Source organism: Fusibacter bizertensis (assembly GCF_029914245.1).
GTDB classification, from domain to species: Bacteria; Bacillota; Clostridia; order Peptostreptococcales; family Acidaminobacteraceae; genus Fusibacter_C; species Fusibacter_C bizertensis.
Genome location: NZ_JARYZI010000001.1, coordinates 439161 through 456516, shown reverse-complemented (window position 1 = coordinate 456516; position 17356 = coordinate 439161). Strand labels below are relative to the sequence as shown.

At 31.1% G+C, this 17356-nt stretch carries 14 protein-coding genes; all 14 read left to right on the top strand.

Going from position 1 to position 17356, the window contains the following annotated elements:
- Positions 1-23 precede the first annotated feature (23 nt).
- Positions 24-821 carry an alpha/beta fold hydrolase gene (locus QE109_RS02350; protein ID WP_281092768.1) on the top strand — a complete coding sequence of 266 codons (798 nt, stop codon included), beginning with the start codon at positions 24-26 and terminating at the stop codon, positions 819-821.
- Between the two features lie 158 nt (positions 822-979).
- Complete coding sequence (locus QE109_RS02345; RefSeq protein ID WP_281092767.1) at positions 980-2056, top strand: Fic family protein; 1077 nt, start codon at positions 980-982, stop codon at positions 2054-2056.
- 122 nt (positions 2057-2178) lie between these two features.
- Complete coding sequence (locus tag QE109_RS02340) at positions 2179-2520, top strand: type II toxin-antitoxin system Phd/YefM family antitoxin (RefSeq protein ID WP_281092766.1); 342 nt, start codon at positions 2179-2181, stop codon at positions 2518-2520.
- A 793-nt stretch (positions 2521-3313) separates the two neighbouring features.
- The gene (locus QE109_RS02335) at positions 3314-4297 is read left to right on the top strand and encodes an SMEK domain-containing protein (RefSeq protein WP_281092765.1); all 984 of its coding nucleotides are present in this window, start codon (positions 3314-3316) and stop codon (positions 4295-4297) included.
- A gap of 88 nt (positions 4298-4385) precedes the next feature.
- Entirely contained in the window at positions 4386-5450 is a 1065-nt protein-coding gene (locus QE109_RS02330) for a hypothetical protein (RefSeq protein ID WP_281092764.1), read from the top strand.
- Between the two features lie 106 nt (positions 5451-5556).
- Positions 5557-6855 carry an AAA family ATPase gene (locus QE109_RS02325; protein ID WP_281092763.1) on the top strand — a complete coding sequence of 433 codons (1299 nt, stop codon included), beginning with the start codon at positions 5557-5559 and terminating at the stop codon, positions 6853-6855.
- On the top strand, positions 6855-7382 hold the full coding sequence (locus QE109_RS02320; protein WP_281092762.1) for a hypothetical protein: 528 nt from the start codon (positions 6855-6857) through the stop codon (positions 7380-7382). The genes QE109_RS02325 and QE109_RS02320 overlap by 1 nt, the downstream gene beginning before the upstream one ends.
- Positions 7383-10614: 3232 nt before the next feature.
- On the top strand, positions 10615-11223 hold the full coding sequence (locus QE109_RS02315; RefSeq protein ID WP_281092761.1) for a hypothetical protein: 609 nt from the start codon (positions 10615-10617) through the stop codon (positions 11221-11223).
- 1066 nt (positions 11224-12289) lie between these two features.
- Positions 12290-13273 (top strand): AbiH family protein, encoded by a 984-nt coding sequence (locus tag QE109_RS02310; protein ID WP_281092760.1) that lies wholly within the window; start codon positions 12290-12292, stop codon positions 13271-13273.
- A 175-nt stretch (positions 13274-13448) separates the two neighbouring features.
- Positions 13449-13937, top strand: coding sequence for a hypothetical protein (locus QE109_RS02305; protein ID WP_281092759.1), 489 nt, complete (start codon positions 13449-13451; stop codon positions 13935-13937).
- Positions 13938-14183: 246 nt separating this feature from the next.
- Positions 14184-14597 (top strand): hypothetical protein, encoded by a 414-nt coding sequence (locus QE109_RS02300; protein ID WP_281092758.1) that lies wholly within the window; start codon positions 14184-14186, stop codon positions 14595-14597.
- Positions 14598-14625: 28 nt separating this feature from the next.
- Positions 14626-15045, top strand: a complete 420-nt coding sequence (locus QE109_RS02295) for a hypothetical protein (protein WP_281092757.1) — start codon at positions 14626-14628, stop codon at positions 15043-15045.
- A gap of 752 nt (positions 15046-15797) precedes the next feature.
- A complete protein-coding gene (locus QE109_RS02290; protein WP_281092756.1) occupies positions 15798-16523 on the top strand; it encodes a restriction endonuclease in 726 nt (241 codons plus the stop codon).
- Between the two features lie 379 nt (positions 16524-16902).
- A complete protein-coding gene (locus QE109_RS02285) occupies positions 16903-17268 on the top strand; it encodes a hypothetical protein (protein WP_281092755.1) in 366 nt (121 codons plus the stop codon).
- Positions 17269-17356: the final 88 nt, after the last annotated feature.

Genomic DNA, 17356 nt, shown 5'->3' with positions numbered 1-17356 from the left:
GGAATTTCGTAGGAGGATGGCATATGAACGGTGTCAAATACAACAGTTTTACAATAGGTGAGGGAATGCCAATAGTGATGCTTCATGGCTTTCAGCTTGACCATAGAGTGATGCTTGGGGCATGTGAGTCTTTGTTACAGGGTAAAAGCTTTAAACGGATTTATTTTGATCTTCCAGGGATGGGACTTACTAAAAATTATCATCAGATTAAAAATGCAGATCAGATGCTCAAAAGTATCGCTGAGCTTATCAAGCCCTTGGTAGGTAATGAAAAATTTCTCATAGTGGGCATGTCTTATGGGGGTTATCTCGCAAGAGGGCTCAGATGTTATTTTGAAGATCAAGTCGTAGGCATGTTTTTATTTGTGCCTGTGGTTGAGCCTATAAGTACGCTGAGAAAGTTGCCGGTGCACAGGGTGCTATCTGAAGATAAAGCTTATGCTGCGACGCTCCTTTCTAGTGAACTTGAAGAAATTAGAGAATTAAATACAGTGATCAATGCGTATGTGGTCGATAGACAGCGAATCGAGATCGATGAAGCGCTGGTACTGGGTGATGAAGATTATTTAGAAGACTATCAAGCAAATGGGTACAAAGCTTCTTTCAATGTGGACGCAAACAATGCCCGCTTTGATAAACCAGTGGTGATCATGGCAGGAAAACAAGATTCCGTGGTGGGCTTTGAAGATCAATATGCACTGAGTTTACAGTTTCCAAGAGCGACTTATCTCGCAGTTGACTGTGCAGCGCATGCCATGCACATAGAACAGGCTGAGTTATTTAATGCGGTGTTTAATAGGTGGATTGGGGTGTTTGAGTAAGATTTGACTTGGTGGATAGATGAGGATTTAGCGCTACTTGTGACTTAATGGGTAAAAAAACGCAAAAATTCCCCACATTTTATTGACATAGGTTATGATTACGCATATATTTAAGATATGAGTAAAAAAATAATAAAATTACCCATAAGGAGAATGCGATGTGTAATCATATACCTTATTTGCCACCTAATTTCGAAGGTAAAATTAAAGAACTTGAAACAAAAGCAATAATGCGTGAAGTGGCTAAAGCCAATCGAAAGCTTGCTGAGTTAAAAGGCTATTCTGAAATTGTTCCCAATAAAAATATATTGATAAATGCCATCACTTTAAATGAAGCAAAAGAAAGTTCAGAAATTGAAAACATTATTACGACACATGATGAATTATTTGCGGCACTATCAAAATCGGAGTATATCAATGGTGGTGCGAAAGAAGTGTTGAATTACAAAGAAGCACTTTGGAGAGGTATTGATCTGATTAAGGAAAATAATTTTTTATCAACCAATATGTTTGTTGAAATTCAAGCCATTATTGAGGGCAATAAAGCAGGCATTAGAACTCAGGGTGGTACAAAGCTTATCAATGAAAGAACAGGTGAGACGGTTTATACACCACCGTCTACTGAGACTGAAATAAGAAACCTGCTAGGAAACCTGGAGATGTATATCAATAGTGAAGATGATATTGATCCTTTGATTAAATTAGCAGTCATTCATTATCAGTTTGAAAGCATACATCCATTTTATGATGGAAACGGTAGAACTGGAAGAATTATAAATGAACTTTTTCTCGTAATGAAAGGTTTGTTGGATGCACCTATTTTATATCTCAGTAAATATATTCTCTCTACAAAAGAAGATTATTACAAGTTGCTAAATGAAATCCATAATAAAGGTAGCTGGGAAGAGTGGATTATATATATATTAAAAGGAATTCAAATTACTTCAGAGGCCTCTTTAAAATTACTGAGGAAAATAAATGCATTAATCGATGAAACAAGTCATGATATAAGAATGAAACATCCCAAAATATATTCCAAAGAATTAGTAGATATTATATTCTCAGAGTTCTATACCAGAATTGGTTCTGTAGAAAACAGTTTAAATATTACGCGTAAAACAGCGTCAAATTATCTAAATGAACTAACTGAATCAGGCATTTTGGAAGTCGAAGTTAGAGGGAAAGATAAATTATTTATAAATAGGAAGTTGCTAGAGATTATGAAAGAGATGTAGAGTTGGGGAGCCGTTAGTTTATTGAGGTCTAAGAATAGAAATAGGGGATTGCTTAATCATGTAAATTCACATGCAAATTCACGTGCAAATATGATAAAATAGAACTAAAAGAGGTGAAAAAAATGATCGCAAAAAACTTAGATTTAAGAAATGCACTTGACCATATTATATCTGTTTCAGACTTAGGAAGAGGGAAAGCTTCTAAAGTGATTCAAGATGTTGAAAAAAATAAAGATCAATATATAGTGGTTAAAAACAATAAACCTCAAGCGGTAATATTGTCGGTAGATGAATACAATAATCTTATGGAAGCTAGGGAAGAATTGGAACTATTACTAATGGCTACGAATAGAATAAATGAAAGTAATCCAAGCGAGTATTCAAGTCTTAAAAGTGTGATGGAAGAGTTTGATATAGACGATTCTGAACTTGAAGAACTTGTTGAAAGCGTGGAAATTGAGTGATGTGGGAAATCAAAATGGTACAGAGTTGACTGGATTTTTTTAAATTAAATATAGAGGGATTGGAATACGAGTGGTATACACACTTGTTAGAGAAAAAACAGTTATGAATATTATAGTAGTTTCCTTAAGAGCAGACGAAGAAAGTTATAAAGAAGCAGAAAAAAGAAAAATAAAATATGGAAAAACGGTGCATGAAGATATATTCTAAGCGCTCCTCCCCATAGCACACCATTTCCGTAACTAACGCGACAAACAAAGCAGAAATGTTAGATTAAATACGTCGGTCAAACCTACTAAGGAGAAACAAGTAACTAAGACTAGTTCTTATATATTTGCTTATAAAACAAAGTTTGATATTACAAGTAAGATTTTGTATATGGCAGTAGTAATCCTAGCTGAAGGTAGAACTCCATTGGTGTAATCAAATCATGGAACAAAAGTAAGCCAGAATGGGGATTAAATATTTCAAAAAAAATTATTTGTTAAATGTCTTTCTTATTGAAAATATAGGAGAAAAATTGTATTTAATATAATGTACAATCTTTGCAACAGAGCTTCGAGGACTGCAAATTTTTTGGATAGGTTTTAGTAATGTGTTTTGAGGATTCTAACAATTGTGTGACAAAGGGGGGGATGTTTTGAGTGAATTATATATTTGCTTGGAATTTCGCTAAGTACTTAGAATGGACCATTCCAGAAATACAAGCTTAAAGCCCCTTGTTTTTAGTAGTATTCAAGACGTGCGGGAATGCAGTAGTTAGGTGAAAGTCCCAAGTAGAAAAAGGAGCAAAGTATGTTAGAACATGAGAAAATAGACAAGAAACTAAGTAAATACTTTTCAATAATAAAAGAATATATTAAGACAGAGAATAAAGCAGGAAATTTTGATATAAATAATTACTCTGAAAATTTCTTTAAGGAAATTCTTAATAAAATATATAAATTAGATTTAGTAAATTTGAATGAAATAAAAGTCAATTTTCCAGCGATTGATTTAGGCGATTTAGATGAAGGCGTTTGCTTTCAAGTAACATCAGATAATTCAAGAGACAAAATTATTACAACACTTAGTAAATATGAAGAAAAGGAATTGTATAAAAAATATCCAGATTTAATAATATTGATACTTGGTGCTAAAAAGAGTTATAAGGAGTTAGAACAAAAAGATAAATATCAATTCGATATAAAGTCTAATGTTATTGATATTGAAGATGTAATTCTTGCTGCTAAAAAATTGAAATTAAAAAAGAAAAGTGAAATGCTTCATTTTATTGAAGAAAACATTAGCTTAAAAACTGGGGAACCAAATTTATTTGAAAGAATTATTGAAGAGGAAGTGAAATTACCACGAACATTTTCTAAATATATGAAATTTGTAAAAAATCTAGATGATGACGAATATAAAGAGACTTTTAAATCATATCGTAAACTTTTCGAAGAGATTGGAAATTTAGATATTGATACAAGAGCAGTACTACATGCAATTTACTATAAAAGAAACAAAAAAATAACAGACAAAGAAAGAACTATAATATTTGATCGTAATGTAATATATCCATATCTAAGAATTAGTAAGGAATACCTATATGAAAAGTTGACCGTGTTATTTGATTTAGACTGGTATGAACCTAAAGGGGAAAGATATGAACAGTATGATTCAATCGGTTGGGAACCAGATGATTTTGATGTTTTATACGATTTCTTTATTTTTTGTGACTATCTTAAACTAGATACTAAAGTAGTTCTGAAAAATTTAGATTTTACATGTTTCGATTAAAATTGACGGGACCATCACCTAACACACCATTTCCGTCACTGTCGCGACGGAAACGGCAGAAACGTTAGACGAAAAATTAGGAGAAAACATGAATAAAAATTTAGACGTATATAAACAATTTGAAGAACTTGTATACAAAACAATGTCATTTTACTTTGATTTAAAGAGAGAAAAACCGCTAAGCTTAAATGGTTTAAGATATGAGACGGATTACATCGCTTATGAGAATAATAATAAAGCTATTTTAGAAATTAAGCTCTATAAGTCACATAAGATCAATATGAATATTTTAATAACTGCAATTGAAAAATTAAAATTTAAAGGCAATATTAGTGGAATTTTAAATTTAGTTTTGATTGTATCAATTAAAATTGACAAGAATATCAAAAAAGACTTGGAACATACGTATCAGGTCTCAATTATTGATATTGATAACTTATTACATTTATCAAAATTTGATAATAGTATATATTCACGATTTTTTAATTTGATAAATACAACTACAGAAAATGAAAATAGTATTGCAAGTGATGAGTATAATATTCAAGAAGTTTTCAAAAAATCATCAATTATTTCAAGCTTTTACTCTCATTCAAGCAAGGATTATGATATTGAACGTAAAAAAGGGTTTAGTTTAATAAATAGATTAAAAGCATTAAAATCATCTAAGGAATATTATCGAGATTATGAATTGTTACTATTGGAAATTTTAGAATTCTTATTTGAAGGTGATTTAGTAGGTTGGCATAGTCAAAAAAGTACTACTGATGATTTAAACAGATTTGATTTAATATGTAGAATTGATAGTGACATTGGTATCTGGAAACTGTTTACTTATGATTTTAAATCGAGATATTTGTTGTTTGAATTTAAAAATTATTCACAGAAAATTAAGCAAACTCAAATTTATACTACCGAAAAATATCTATTTGAAAAAGCATTGAGAACAGTTGCGATAATTATTTCCAAAAAAGGTGCTGATGATGGTGCATTAAGTGCTACACATGGAGTTCTAAGAGAAACGGGTAAGTTGATTATAAATATGAATGATGCAGATATTGTTAGGATGATTACAATGAAATTAGATGGATCTGATGCAACTGAAGTGATAATGGAAAAGGTAGATGACTTTCTATTAAGATTATCAAAATAAAAAAATTCTTCGTCTAACACCGTATCCCCATCACTTCGCGACGGGGACACGAAGAACGTTAGGTGAAAGTGAAAAAAACAGTAAATAATGTTAGATTGGAGGAACTATGAATTGTATCTATTTGGAAAATTTTAGAAACATTAAAAAAACAGTGATTGAACTACGCAAAGTCAATTTTTTAGTAGGTGAAAATAGTACAGGAAAAACATCTTTTTTGTCACTTTTAAATCTTATCAACTCAGAAGCTTTTTGGATGAATTTAAATTTTAATTCAAATGAATTTATGTTAGGAAGTTTTGAAGATATTGCAGGTAAAGAAAATAACTTTTTCACAATTGCATTTAGCAAAATGGACGATAAAGAAAAAAACACATTTTTTAAGCTTAAATTTGTTGATAGAGATGGAATGCCATTCCTATCCGAATTCATCTTAGAAGATGCTGAAAAAATATTATTTTTACAAAATGAAATTGAAAATGGAAAATATTCGATAATAAAAAAGAAAATTTTAAGTGAAGAAGATACATTTACCACTTCTATGAAAACTTTTATTAATTGGTTGAATGAAATCGATAATGCAAAATCTTTTGAAAATAAGCTACCCGGTAAAAGAACAATAGAAAATACACCTTTAGTATACTTGTTATCCTTAATTTTATCTTCAGGCCTTAATCTAAATGAAAATGAAATGAAATTGGATATATCGATATTACCGTTTTGGAATACTTCATACAGGAATGCTTGGATTGCTCCAATTAGAGCAAAACCAAAGCAATATTATCCTGGATTTGATGTGCCAAGGACTGCTGAAGGAGATCACATGCCATATTTGGTGAAAGAGCTGTTTGAAAGTAAGAAGAAAAGTAAAAAAAAGAATGAGATTAAAGTTGCATTGGATAAATTTGGATTTGAAAGCGGATTATATAATGAAATTAGAATTGAAAAACTAGGTTCAAAGCTTACAAGTCCATTTGAAATTGATATCGTTAAAAATGGTAAATCATATAATTTTACATCTGTCGGTTATGGAGTATCACAGATTCTCCCAATAATTATTGAAATGACAATGAGGGTTAAAAATACAATTTATTATATACAGCAACCTGAAGTACATTTACATCCAAAAGCTCAGGCAGCACTAGGCGAATTTTTGCATGTGATTGCTGTTAAAGACAACAAGTCTTTTTTTATTGAAACACATAGTGATTTTTTAATTGATCGATTTCGATTAAACCAAAATACATCATCAAGTACTATAACTTCGCAAGTATTATATTTTGAGTTAGAAGATGGAATGAATAGAATTCAATCAATTCAAATAAACGAAAATGGTTCTTATGATGAACAACCTGATAATTTTAAGGATTTTTTTATAAATGAAGCAATTAGAATGTTGGTGATATAATGAGTATTCTAATTGATGTTAATACTATTCCTGAAGTTTTTAACGCAAATTGTGCCGACCATAATAACTTTTTGCCAGTGAAAAAATGGATTTTAGAAGGAAAAGGTAAATTAGTGTATGGAGGTACAAAGTTTGAAAATGAATTGAATGCAATGACAAAATATGTAGGGATAATAAAACTTCTTAAAGATAAAAATAAGGTAATAGTTATAGATAAAGATAGTGTCGATTATTATCAAAAAAAAATTGAAGAGATTGTGAATTCAAAAGACTTTGATGATCCGCATGTTATAGCAATTGTTATAGCTTCAGGAGTTAAGATCGTATGTACTAAAGATAAAAGATCGCACAGGTTCATAAAAGAAGATTCGTTATACCTCGGACTTGTTGATGTACCAAGCATATATTCATCTAAAGCACATGAACATTTACTAAGCGACTGTAATTTAGTTAAAATTTGCAAACCTCATAGTAAATTAAATAGAAAAGATTTGAAAAATATAAATGTATATGAGAAAAATATGTAAAAATAACTCACCTTCACCTAACACCGTATCCCCATCACTACGCGACGGGGACACGAGGAACGTTATGCGCCATATGGGGACTAAGATTGGATGGAAGTAAAATTTGTTAAAGTAAGGATTTCTTGATGCGAGGTGAAAACCGTTTCTGATGCTAAGTGTATTCAGGTCTTAGTCGCATAGGATTTTGGGTCGAGTGATCGCTAGTTATTCTAGGCTAAGTTCTGAGTCCTCCCCTCGAAAACTTTAACGCATTTCCCCTTAACTTAAGGAATCGGGGGGATTAGTAAGTTTTAATGTTGATTAATCACGCGATTTTAAGATACTTAAGATTGAGTTAATCTCTCAACGAATTCGCTTCTGAGAAAGCGAAGAAATGATTGAACTCCGGAGTTACATATAATTACGGAAGCAAAAAGTAAGTTTCAGCTTTCGAGGGGAAAAGACTTGGCTCTTGGTTTCAAACCTCAAGAAAAAAAAGAAAATACGGCGCATAACACAAGCTTCAAGACATTCCCGTATTTATACGTGGTCACTTTCAGTTAGATTAATGATATTATAGACAGATAAGTACTTTTTAGGGTCAAATCCTACGGGAACGTCATAAAGCTTAGAACGTTATATGAAACTGGGGAAGATTAATTGTTAAGTCTTGGAGAGAAATTTCAAATAAAACTAGATTGATCATTTGAGCTAAGATTCATTAATTGTAAAGTTTAAAAACATATTAAAAGAAATGAAAAGACAAATTAATTAGACGGTTAAAAGTGAACTGGTTTTTTAGTTTATTAGGTTTTCCGAAGGTTTCGATTAGTCGAGTAGAATACAATTAAAACCAATTAAAGGCGATTGTTTAGAACCACTTGAGCATTTTTCCAAAAGTAGAATATAACCAAATTGTTGCATCAACTTGAAAAGGATAAGAGTTGATTAAAAGAAAATTGAAAACCATTTAAAGGCGATTGTTTAGAACCGCTTGTACATATTTCCGAAAGTCGATTTATAACCAAATTCAATCATTAAACTGAACTGTTAAGAGTTGTTTAAAAGAAAATTTAAAACCATTTTAAAACCGATTAAAAGATTTTTAAAAGAGTTAGAACCTAAAAGAAGATTTAAAAAGAGAATTAGAAAAGATTAAGCCAGCATCATATAACACCGTATCCCCATCACTGCGCGACGGGGACACGAAGAACGTTAGGCGAAACTCGGGAAGATTGAATGGTTAGAAAGCGAATTGAATATTGAGAGAAACTGAATCAATCGCTGAATAAAATTCGACAACTTTGAACATGGGAAACCCATAATAAAAGAAATTAAAAGATGGATTAAAGGCAAGGTCAAAAGCGAATTTTAAAAAGATCAAAATCGGATTAAAAAGGGGTTGATTGACAGAATCAAATAGTATTTAAAGGGAAATTCCTAAATTATCTTCATTAGATTAGCCTCAATAAAATAATTGTTAAAAAAGATAATAACTAAATTGCTTAGACGGTTAAAAATGTTATGGAGTTTCGGGTGTATCTAATTTACTAAGTTGAAGATTGATTATGGTAATAAGAAAATAAAAGCAAATTTTAGAACCGTTTTAAAACCAATCAAAACAAAATAAAAGCGTAATTAAGATCAAAAAATGAGTGCGAGCTGCGCCTAACACCGTATCCCCATCACTTCGCGACGGGGACACGAAGAACGTTAGGCGAAACTCGGGAAGATTGAATGGTAAGAAAGCGAATTGAATATTGAGAGAAACTGAAGTAATCATTGATTAGTATTTAAGCGCTTTGAACAAGGAAAAAACATAATAAAAGAAATGAAAAGATGGATTAAAGGCAAGGTCAAAAGCGAATTTTGATAAGATCAAAACCGGATTAATAAGGGATTAGTTGTCATAGGCAAATAGTATTTAAAGGGAAAATGCTAAGGCATCTTCATTTGATTAGCCGCAAAAAGATAATTGTTAAAAAAGATAATAACTAAATTGCTTAGACGGTTAAAAAGGTTATGGAGTTTTGGGTGTATCTAATTTACCAAGTCGAAGATTGATTTTGGTATTAAGAAAATAAAAGCAAATTTTAGAACCGTTTTAAAACCAATCAAAACATAATAAAAGCGTAATTAAGATCAAAAAATGAGTGCGAGCTGCGCCTAACACCGTATCCCCATCACTACGCGACGGGGACACGAGGAACGTTATGCGCCATATGGGGATAAAGATAAGATGGAAGTAAAATTTGTTAAAGTAAGGGTTTCTTGATGCGAGGTGAAAACCGTATCTGATGCTAAGTGTATTCAGGTCTTAGTCGCATAGGATTTTGGGTCGAATGATCACTAGTTATTCTAGGTTTATTTGTGAGTCCTCCCCTCGAAAACTTTAACGCATTTTCCCTTAACTTAAGGAATCGGGGGGATTAGTAAGTTTTAATGTTGATTAATCACGTGATTTTAAGATACTTAAGATTGAGTTAATCTCTCAACGAATTCGCTTCTGAGAAAGCGAAGAAATGATTGAACTTCGGAGTTACATATAATTACGGAAGCAAAAAGTAAGTTTCAGCTTTCGAGGGGAAAACATTTGGCTCTTGGTTTCAAACCTCAAGAAAAAAAAGAAAATACGGCGCATAACACAAGCTTCAAGACATTCCCGTATTTATACGTGGTCACTTTCATAGGTATTAATGATATTATAGACAGATAAGTACTTTTTAGGGTCAAATCCTACGGGAACGTCTTAAAGCTTAGGACGTTATCCGAAACTCCCAAAGAAATCAATTAAAATGAAAAGATTAATTTAGTAAAATTAGAATAGGTAAAATGAGCAAAAATATTCTATTTGAATTAATTATATGTGTATCATGTATCCATTTTGAAAAGGCAATCAAGCTAACGCTTGGAAAAGCGAATCTCGCTGACGCTCGGAAAAGACAATCAAGCTGACGCTTGGAAAAGAGAGTCTCGCTGGCGCTCGGAAAAGAAAATCAAGCTGGCGCTTGAAAAAGAAAATCAAGCTGACGCTTGAAAAAGAGAAACTCGCTGACGCTCGGAAAAGAGAGTCTCGCTGGCGCTCGGAAAAGAAAAATCAAGCTGACGCTTGAAAAAAGAGAATCAAGCTGACGCTTGGAAAAGAGAAACTCGCTGACGCTCGGTAAGAGCATCGGATAACACCTTAGCCCCATCACTGGCGCGACGGGGCTAAGAGAAACGTTATCAGAAATTTTATTGAAAGGAATAAATTATGGACATTTTATCAATTATTGCATTAGTTATATCTGTGATAGCAATCATGCAAACAAAAAATTCAAGAACTGATTCACTTAAACCAATTATAGTTCCTACTGTAGAGAGCGAAATAGAAAGTGTCGAAAAGCTTTTTGCTTACAACTTTGATTATCCAGTTCAGGAATTTGAGTATCATGGTATCGCATATTTGTTTGTTAAAAATATCGGTAGAGGTCCAGCGTCTAACGTAAAAATAGTGAGTATTCTACATAATTGGGAAGAGATTATTTTTAAAATTGGTCAGCAAAATTGGAGTAATTTTTCCGAAGGAAGTTGTGTCCCGATCATATTAAGAATCGGTTATACTGATACCATATTTGAGTTTGGAGCAATAAGAATAATAATTGAATATGATGACATAATAGGAAAAAAATATTCGCTTACAGTTGATGCGTGGTTATCAGGAATTGAAAGAAAGGATAATTTCATTTGTAATGCTAAAGTGATAAATTATTATGATAAAAAAATAAGTGATGAAATTGATTTGCCTGTAATTACATTTAGAGAAATAGAAAATTCGGGATACTACGAGTTAGAAAAAATAAATAATAAAAAAAACTTCTGATAACACACAGTCCTCGCAACTAAGGCTGCGAGGACTGCAAGAACGTTATACGAAACTCGGGAAGATTGAATGGTAAGAAAGCGAATTGAATATTGAGAAAAACTGAATTAATAATTGAATAAAATTCGATTACTTTGAACAAGGGAAACCCATAATAAAAGAAATTAAAAGATAGATTAAAAGCAAAGTCAAAAGCGAATTTTGAAAAGATCAAAACCGGATTAAAAGTGGATTAGTTGTCATAGGCAATTAGTATTTGAAGGGAAATTGCTAAAGCATCTTAATTTGATTAGCCGCAAAAAGATAATTGTTAAAAAAGATAAAAACTGAATTGCTTAGACGGTTAAAAAGTTAATGGAGTTTTGGGTGTACCTAATTTACCAAGTCGAAGATTGATTTATGGTATAAGAAAATAAAAGCAAATTTTAGAACCGTTTAAAACCAATTAAAACAAATAAAAGCGTAATTAAGATCAAAAAATGAGTGCGAGCTGCGTATAACACCGTATCCCCATCACTTCGCGACGGGGACACGAAGAACGTTATACGAAACTCGGGAAGATTGAATGGTAAGAAAGCGAATTGAATATTGAGAGAAACTGAATTATTCATTGAGTAAAATTCGATTACTTTGAACAATGGAAACCCATGATAAAAAAATAAAAAGATAAATTAAAGTCAAAGTCAAAAGCAAATTTTGAAAAGATCAAAACCGGATTAAAAAGGGGTTAGTTGTCAGTGGCAAATAGTATTTAAAGGAAAAGTCCTAAATCAGTTTCATTTGATTAGTCGCAAAAGATAATTGTTAAAAAAGATAATAACTAAATTGCTTAGTCGGTTAAAAAGGTTATGGAGTTTTGGGTGCATCTAATTTACCCTGTCGAAGATTGATTATGGTATTAAGAAAATAAAAGAAAATTTTAGAACCGTTTTAAAACCAATCAAAACATAATAAAAGCGTAATTAAGATCAAAAGAATGAGTGCGAGCTACGTATAACACCGTATCCCCATCACTTCGCGACGGGGACACGAGGAACGTTATAGGAAAGTCAATTAAGGAGAAAAAATGAAAGTAACGATAATTGGGAATGGATTTGACTTAAGACATGGACTAAAAACAACTTATAAAGACTTTTTTAATTATTATACTTTATATTGTAATGTAAATAATCTGATATACACCTATTTAAGTAATAAAAATAATGGTTTCAATTGGGTAGACTTAGAAAATGATTTGCTTATAATGTTTGAGGACTTATCTGACCTTAAAAATAATATTTCAATAAGAGAGAAATCAAATAGTTATGTAATTGATAAAAGAGAGTTTAACAAGACAATGAGTAAAATAAATTTATATAATGCAGTTCAATACATGAATTACTCCTTTTTTAGTATAGATAACTATAACTCTTCTTTAGAAATAAAAAATCCAATGTGGTACGAATTATTAATAGAAAATGTTGATAGAGATTATAGAGAAGTGAAATTAAAATTATTCGAGTATTTGCTAAATGTTCAATATGAAATGGATTCAAAGTTTAAGTTACTCGAAAGCAATGAAATTGATATTATTAAAAGTTCTGAAAGAATTTTTTCTTTTAACTATACTAATACTCCTGAAAAGTATGTTGGAAGCAAGTTGAATTATGTCCACGGTTCATTAAATGATGAGATTATTTTGGGAATTCCTTTTTCAAGAAAAATGGATATTAAGAAATTACACAGTATTTTCAAAATTTCACAAAGCATAAAGATGAAAAAGAACTCCATAATATATAAAGATCAGAGAGAAAAACTTGAATTATTTTTTATTGGTTTTTCTTTTGGGGAATCGGATCATTATTTTTTTCAAGAGGTAAAAGATTGGATAACAAAGTATACGTTAAACGATTATACAAAAATGCCACCAATATATTTTAATTTTTATTATCACAATGAAGATGCGATTTCTGATTATCTATATAATCTCAGAGTATTCTTAGGTGAAGAAATGTTGACACGATTCGATATTTCAAAAAGGATTAATTTTATAGCGTACGAGGATATTTGACCTTCCTATAACACCGTAGTTCCGCCACTTGAGGCGGCGCAACTACGAGGAACGTTATATGAAAGGCAATGAAAAACAATGAAAGGAGGTGATAACATGATAGTTACTTGAGAGGTATTCAAATAATATGAAAATGTAAATTTAAATTTAAAAACTTAAATCTAGGAGGTAAGAAATGAAAAAAATTATTAGCATATTATTAGTAGTTGTTATTATCGCTAGCATCAGTACATATCAGTCGTTTTCAGAAGTAGAAGGAAAAAATGAAATAACAAAAACAGACATTCAAAATTCAGTGGAAACGATTGTAAGAGATTCATTAAAATATATTGAATCTGATCCAGAAAGTTTTGGTTTTAATTTAAATGAATTATCAAATTCGTACTTTGGGACACCTTATAGGATAATAGATATTGATGAAAATTTTGATTACTCAGTAAATATGGGGATTGTCAATATACCAATCGTCAAAAATGATGAAGTGATAGGTATTATTAATCTTGTTAAATCTGATGGAGAAATATTTTGTAGCATTGGAAAAGATTATTCAAATCAATTGACGAAGTTTTTTAAATCACAAAAAAAGGATGCAGTTTTAATATCATATGATGAAAGTTTATTTATAACTAATCTTGATGGTGATTTTGATTTAGTGGTTGGTTAAAACAAATCCAAAGATAAAATCATGCTTTCAAAAAGCATTATGAATTATCAAAAAATTAGTGAGTACAAAATAAATAATATTCTAAAACCTGATAAAATACTATCCAAATATAAAATTTCAAGTGATGTCCCCTTATATAATATAGCATTGAGTGGGGTTACAAAAAACTTGCCCAATTATCCGATTATAAATCAGAGAGTGAACGGAGAACAAGTAGGTATATGTTGGGCTGCAACTCTCGCATCAATGTTGAAGTATGAACTCTCTAATTATAGCTCAATTACAGCTCAAAAAGTGTGTGATGATTTAGATGTTCCATACGAAGGGGCTACATGGACAACAATTATGAGTGGATATAATTACTATTTTAAATCACCATATTTGCCTACTAAAGTTGATAGCACTATGAATTCGACCATGATTAAAACAATTATTGATAATAACGATCCAGCATGTATTGCAGCAGTCTCAGGTAATTCAGCACATCACGTTGCTTTATGTGGATATTCGCAGAGTTCATCTAGTTTTATAGTTAGAATAATGGATCCGGGTTCAGAGTCTTTTAAAACAGGGACATTATCCAATGGAATTTTTACATTTTCTTACAACAACAATGTATATACTTGGGATAAAACTGTAAGACTTTACTACTCCTACTGATATAATTATTTACTGGAAGGAATACGAAATGAAAAAAAAAGTTTTATTCATTTTTATAATATTACTTGTCATTGTTTTAGTGGCAATTTTAATCAAAAAAAATCAAGATGAACAATATTGGCTTAACTATTCACCTTTATCTGTAAAAATAGAAAATAGAATTTCGGGAGAAGTAAAGTCATTAAAATCACCTAGTGAAATAGAGAAGTTATTAACTGAAATAAAGAGCATTAGGTACACTTCTAACAAAGCTGAAGAAACTTGGGGATTAGGGTATTCAATATTTATTGAATATGAAGATTTGATTGTCAATTATTACTTTGCTACATCAACTCATTTATTTATTGTGGTAAATGATGAAAATTGGCGAGAATATATTATTGAACCAAAAGAAAATTCAATTTATTTACAACTCAAAGACAGTTTTAAGAATACTAACAATAATTAAATTTTTACTGCCCTTCATATAACACACAGTCCTCGCAACTAAGGCTGCGAGGACTGTAAGAACGTTATAGGAAACCCATTAAGTGAAAAAGAAAAAGAAAAAGAATAAACCAATAAATTGAAACATAAGTTAAGGCAAGAATAATATTTATTACAAAAGAGGAATATTGCGCTTAAATATCGAATAAACAATAGACAGGTGTTGGTTTTAATCCAAATTATTGTAAAAACTGAAAATTTGTTTAGATTCATGAAACTAGAGCTTAAGCTCAGTTTTTTTACATATAATAGATTGTGAATATAGAATTAATCCGATTTAATTCTATGAATAAAACCAATTTTGATTAAATTCAAAAGCGAGATTGGCTTCGCCAAATGAAGTTAAAACACATTTAAAGGCAATTTTTAAAGGTAATAGAGATAGTGAAAATGATAAAGAATTTAAAGGTGAAAATGAAGTGAAATTAAAATTGGCTTCGCCAAGGTAAGATCAAAATACATTTTAAAACCATTAATAGAATTATCAAAGGTATTAGCTATAGTAAGATCGAGAAAGATCATAAAGCTAAAAATTAAGTAAGGTTCGAGTTGGCTGCGCCAAATCAGATTCAAAAGCTGATGAGCTACGCTCAGAAAAGACAGACTCGCTGACGCTCGGGAAGGGGCATCCTATAACACACCATTTCCGTCACTAGCGCGACGGAAACGGCAGAAACGTTAGGCAAAATAAATAACTAAAGGAAGGAAAATCATATGAAAAACACAGGAAAAGATTATGAAAAACTAATTCAAAGAATATATCAACAAATTCTTGATATTGATGGTCACAATATAGAGGTTCAACATAATGTATCAATACCAGGGAGAATAGAAGGAATTGAGTATCAAGTAGATGTCTTTTATGAATTTTACATAGGTGATATCCATCATAGAGTTATAATTGAATGCAAGGATCATAAAGAAGCAATTAAATTAAATGTTGTTGAAGCTTTCAAAACAAGACTTAATGAAATTGGTAATTGTACTGGGATATTAATTGCTAAAAGTGGCTTTCAAAAGGGTGCTAAACTTTTTGCGGATGCAAATGGAATTATGCTCCTTGTTGGAACAGAAACTAATTTGAGCCTGAAGGTCATACTAAAAAGTATTGAGAAACTTTTGCCAGATGAGAAAGTAATTGGTCAACCTTTTTGGACTATAATGGAGGAAAAAGATGGGAAAGTAACTGGTACTTACTGTTCATATGGCGATGAAGGAAAGCATATAATTTTATTTGATTCAAAGTTAATGGCAACTGAGTTCCTAAATAAAAGAGGTACAAAAGGCGTTGTGAGAGGTGTATCACAAATGCATCTTAGGGGAATTATTGCTATGGCAAAACTAGGAATGTGTAAGTTGGGTATTATGTACATTTTTAAACCTGGAAGTTTATATGAGTTAGAACCCGATAGAATTGAGGAAGCTTTCTTAGTCATTTAGATTTCCGTTACTTACTTCGCCTAACACGACATTTTCCGACATTCCTTCCGATGTCACAAGTCTTGCGAGGCAAGCCTTGCGCCACTTTTTCCGCTGAGGCGTTAAAAGGAAGGAACGTCGGAAACTGCGGGAATGTTAGGCGAAATTATTGTACTCATAACTTGTAATAGTTGCTTTAAAGATAAAATGAATTTGATTTATTTAAGAAATAAATTGTGAAGAAGGATTAACAAGTATGAATGGTCTTATAAGCATTTTAATTGAATTTCTATTTAGATTTTGGTTTATACTTCCAATGTTATTAGTAATTGGGATCTACTTGTGGAAAAAGAATCGGAGAGTTTCGATTATTTTAATATTTATTCCAATAATTATTAGTATGGTTATTTTGGGAATGTTATTTGCTTTTTCAAATATCAATACCCCATTCATTGATTTAAAAAGTCTAGATAAGTTTGAACAGTCATTAAATGAAAAAAATAATTATGCATTAACAATGGATGAACATGCTTATAGGACATTGAGACTTTCCGTAATAATTAAAGTTGATAGAACATTACAAACAAATGAAATAGAGAAATTAAAATTTGATTTAGTCCAGTTTTTAAAAAGTGAAGAACTCAAAAGTGATATTGATAAATTTATGCTTAAACAGGTAGGTACAAGTCAAGAATTTCAAGAAGTTTACATTTGTGTTTTGTATGAAGATAATATCTTGTTGGAGTTGGAGAATAGGGATGATTAAATTTGCATTACTTGTTAACTTCGCCTAACACACAGTCCTCGCAACTGAGGCTGCGAGGACTGCAAGAACGTTAGGCGACAGAATCAAT

Excerpts from the sequence above, each read along its gene's own strand:
- QE109_RS02290 (WP_281092756.1), top strand. The coding sequence starts at position 15,798 with ATGAAAAACACAGGAAAAGATTATGAAAAACTAATTCAAAGAATATAT.
- QE109_RS02305 (WP_281092759.1), top strand. The coding sequence starts at position 13,449 with ATGAAAAAAATTATTAGCATATTATTAGTAGTTGTTATTATCGCTAGC.
- QE109_RS02300 (WP_281092758.1), top strand. The coding sequence starts at position 14,184 with ATGTTGAAGTATGAACTCTCTAATTATAGCTCAATTACAGCTCAAAAA.
- QE109_RS02295 (WP_281092757.1), top strand. The coding sequence starts at position 14,626 with ATGAAAAAAAAAGTTTTATTCATTTTTATAATATTACTTGTCATTGTT.
- QE109_RS02285 (WP_281092755.1), top strand. The coding sequence starts at position 16,903 with ATGGTTATTTTGGGAATGTTATTTGCTTTTTCAAATATCAATACCCCA.
- QE109_RS02315 (WP_281092761.1), top strand. The coding sequence starts at position 10,615 with ATGGACATTTTATCAATTATTGCATTAGTTATATCTGTGATAGCAATC.
- QE109_RS02325 (WP_281092763.1), top strand. The coding sequence starts at position 5,557 with ATGAATTGTATCTATTTGGAAAATTTTAGAAACATTAAAAAAACAGTG.
- QE109_RS02340 (WP_281092766.1), top strand. The coding sequence starts at position 2,179 with ATGATCGCAAAAAACTTAGATTTAAGAAATGCACTTGACCATATTATA.
- QE109_RS02335 (WP_281092765.1), top strand. The coding sequence starts at position 3,314 with ATGTTAGAACATGAGAAAATAGACAAGAAACTAAGTAAATACTTTTCA.
- QE109_RS02350 (WP_281092768.1), top strand. The coding sequence starts at position 24 with ATGAACGGTGTCAAATACAACAGTTTTACAATAGGTGAGGGAATGCCA.
- QE109_RS02345 (WP_281092767.1), top strand. The coding sequence starts at position 980 with ATGTGTAATCATATACCTTATTTGCCACCTAATTTCGAAGGTAAAATT.
- QE109_RS02320 (WP_281092762.1), top strand. The coding sequence starts at position 6,855 with ATGAGTATTCTAATTGATGTTAATACTATTCCTGAAGTTTTTAACGCA.
- QE109_RS02310 (WP_281092760.1), top strand. The coding sequence starts at position 12,290 with ATGAAAGTAACGATAATTGGGAATGGATTTGACTTAAGACATGGACTA.
- QE109_RS02330 (WP_281092764.1), top strand. The coding sequence starts at position 4,386 with ATGAATAAAAATTTAGACGTATATAAACAATTTGAAGAACTTGTATAC.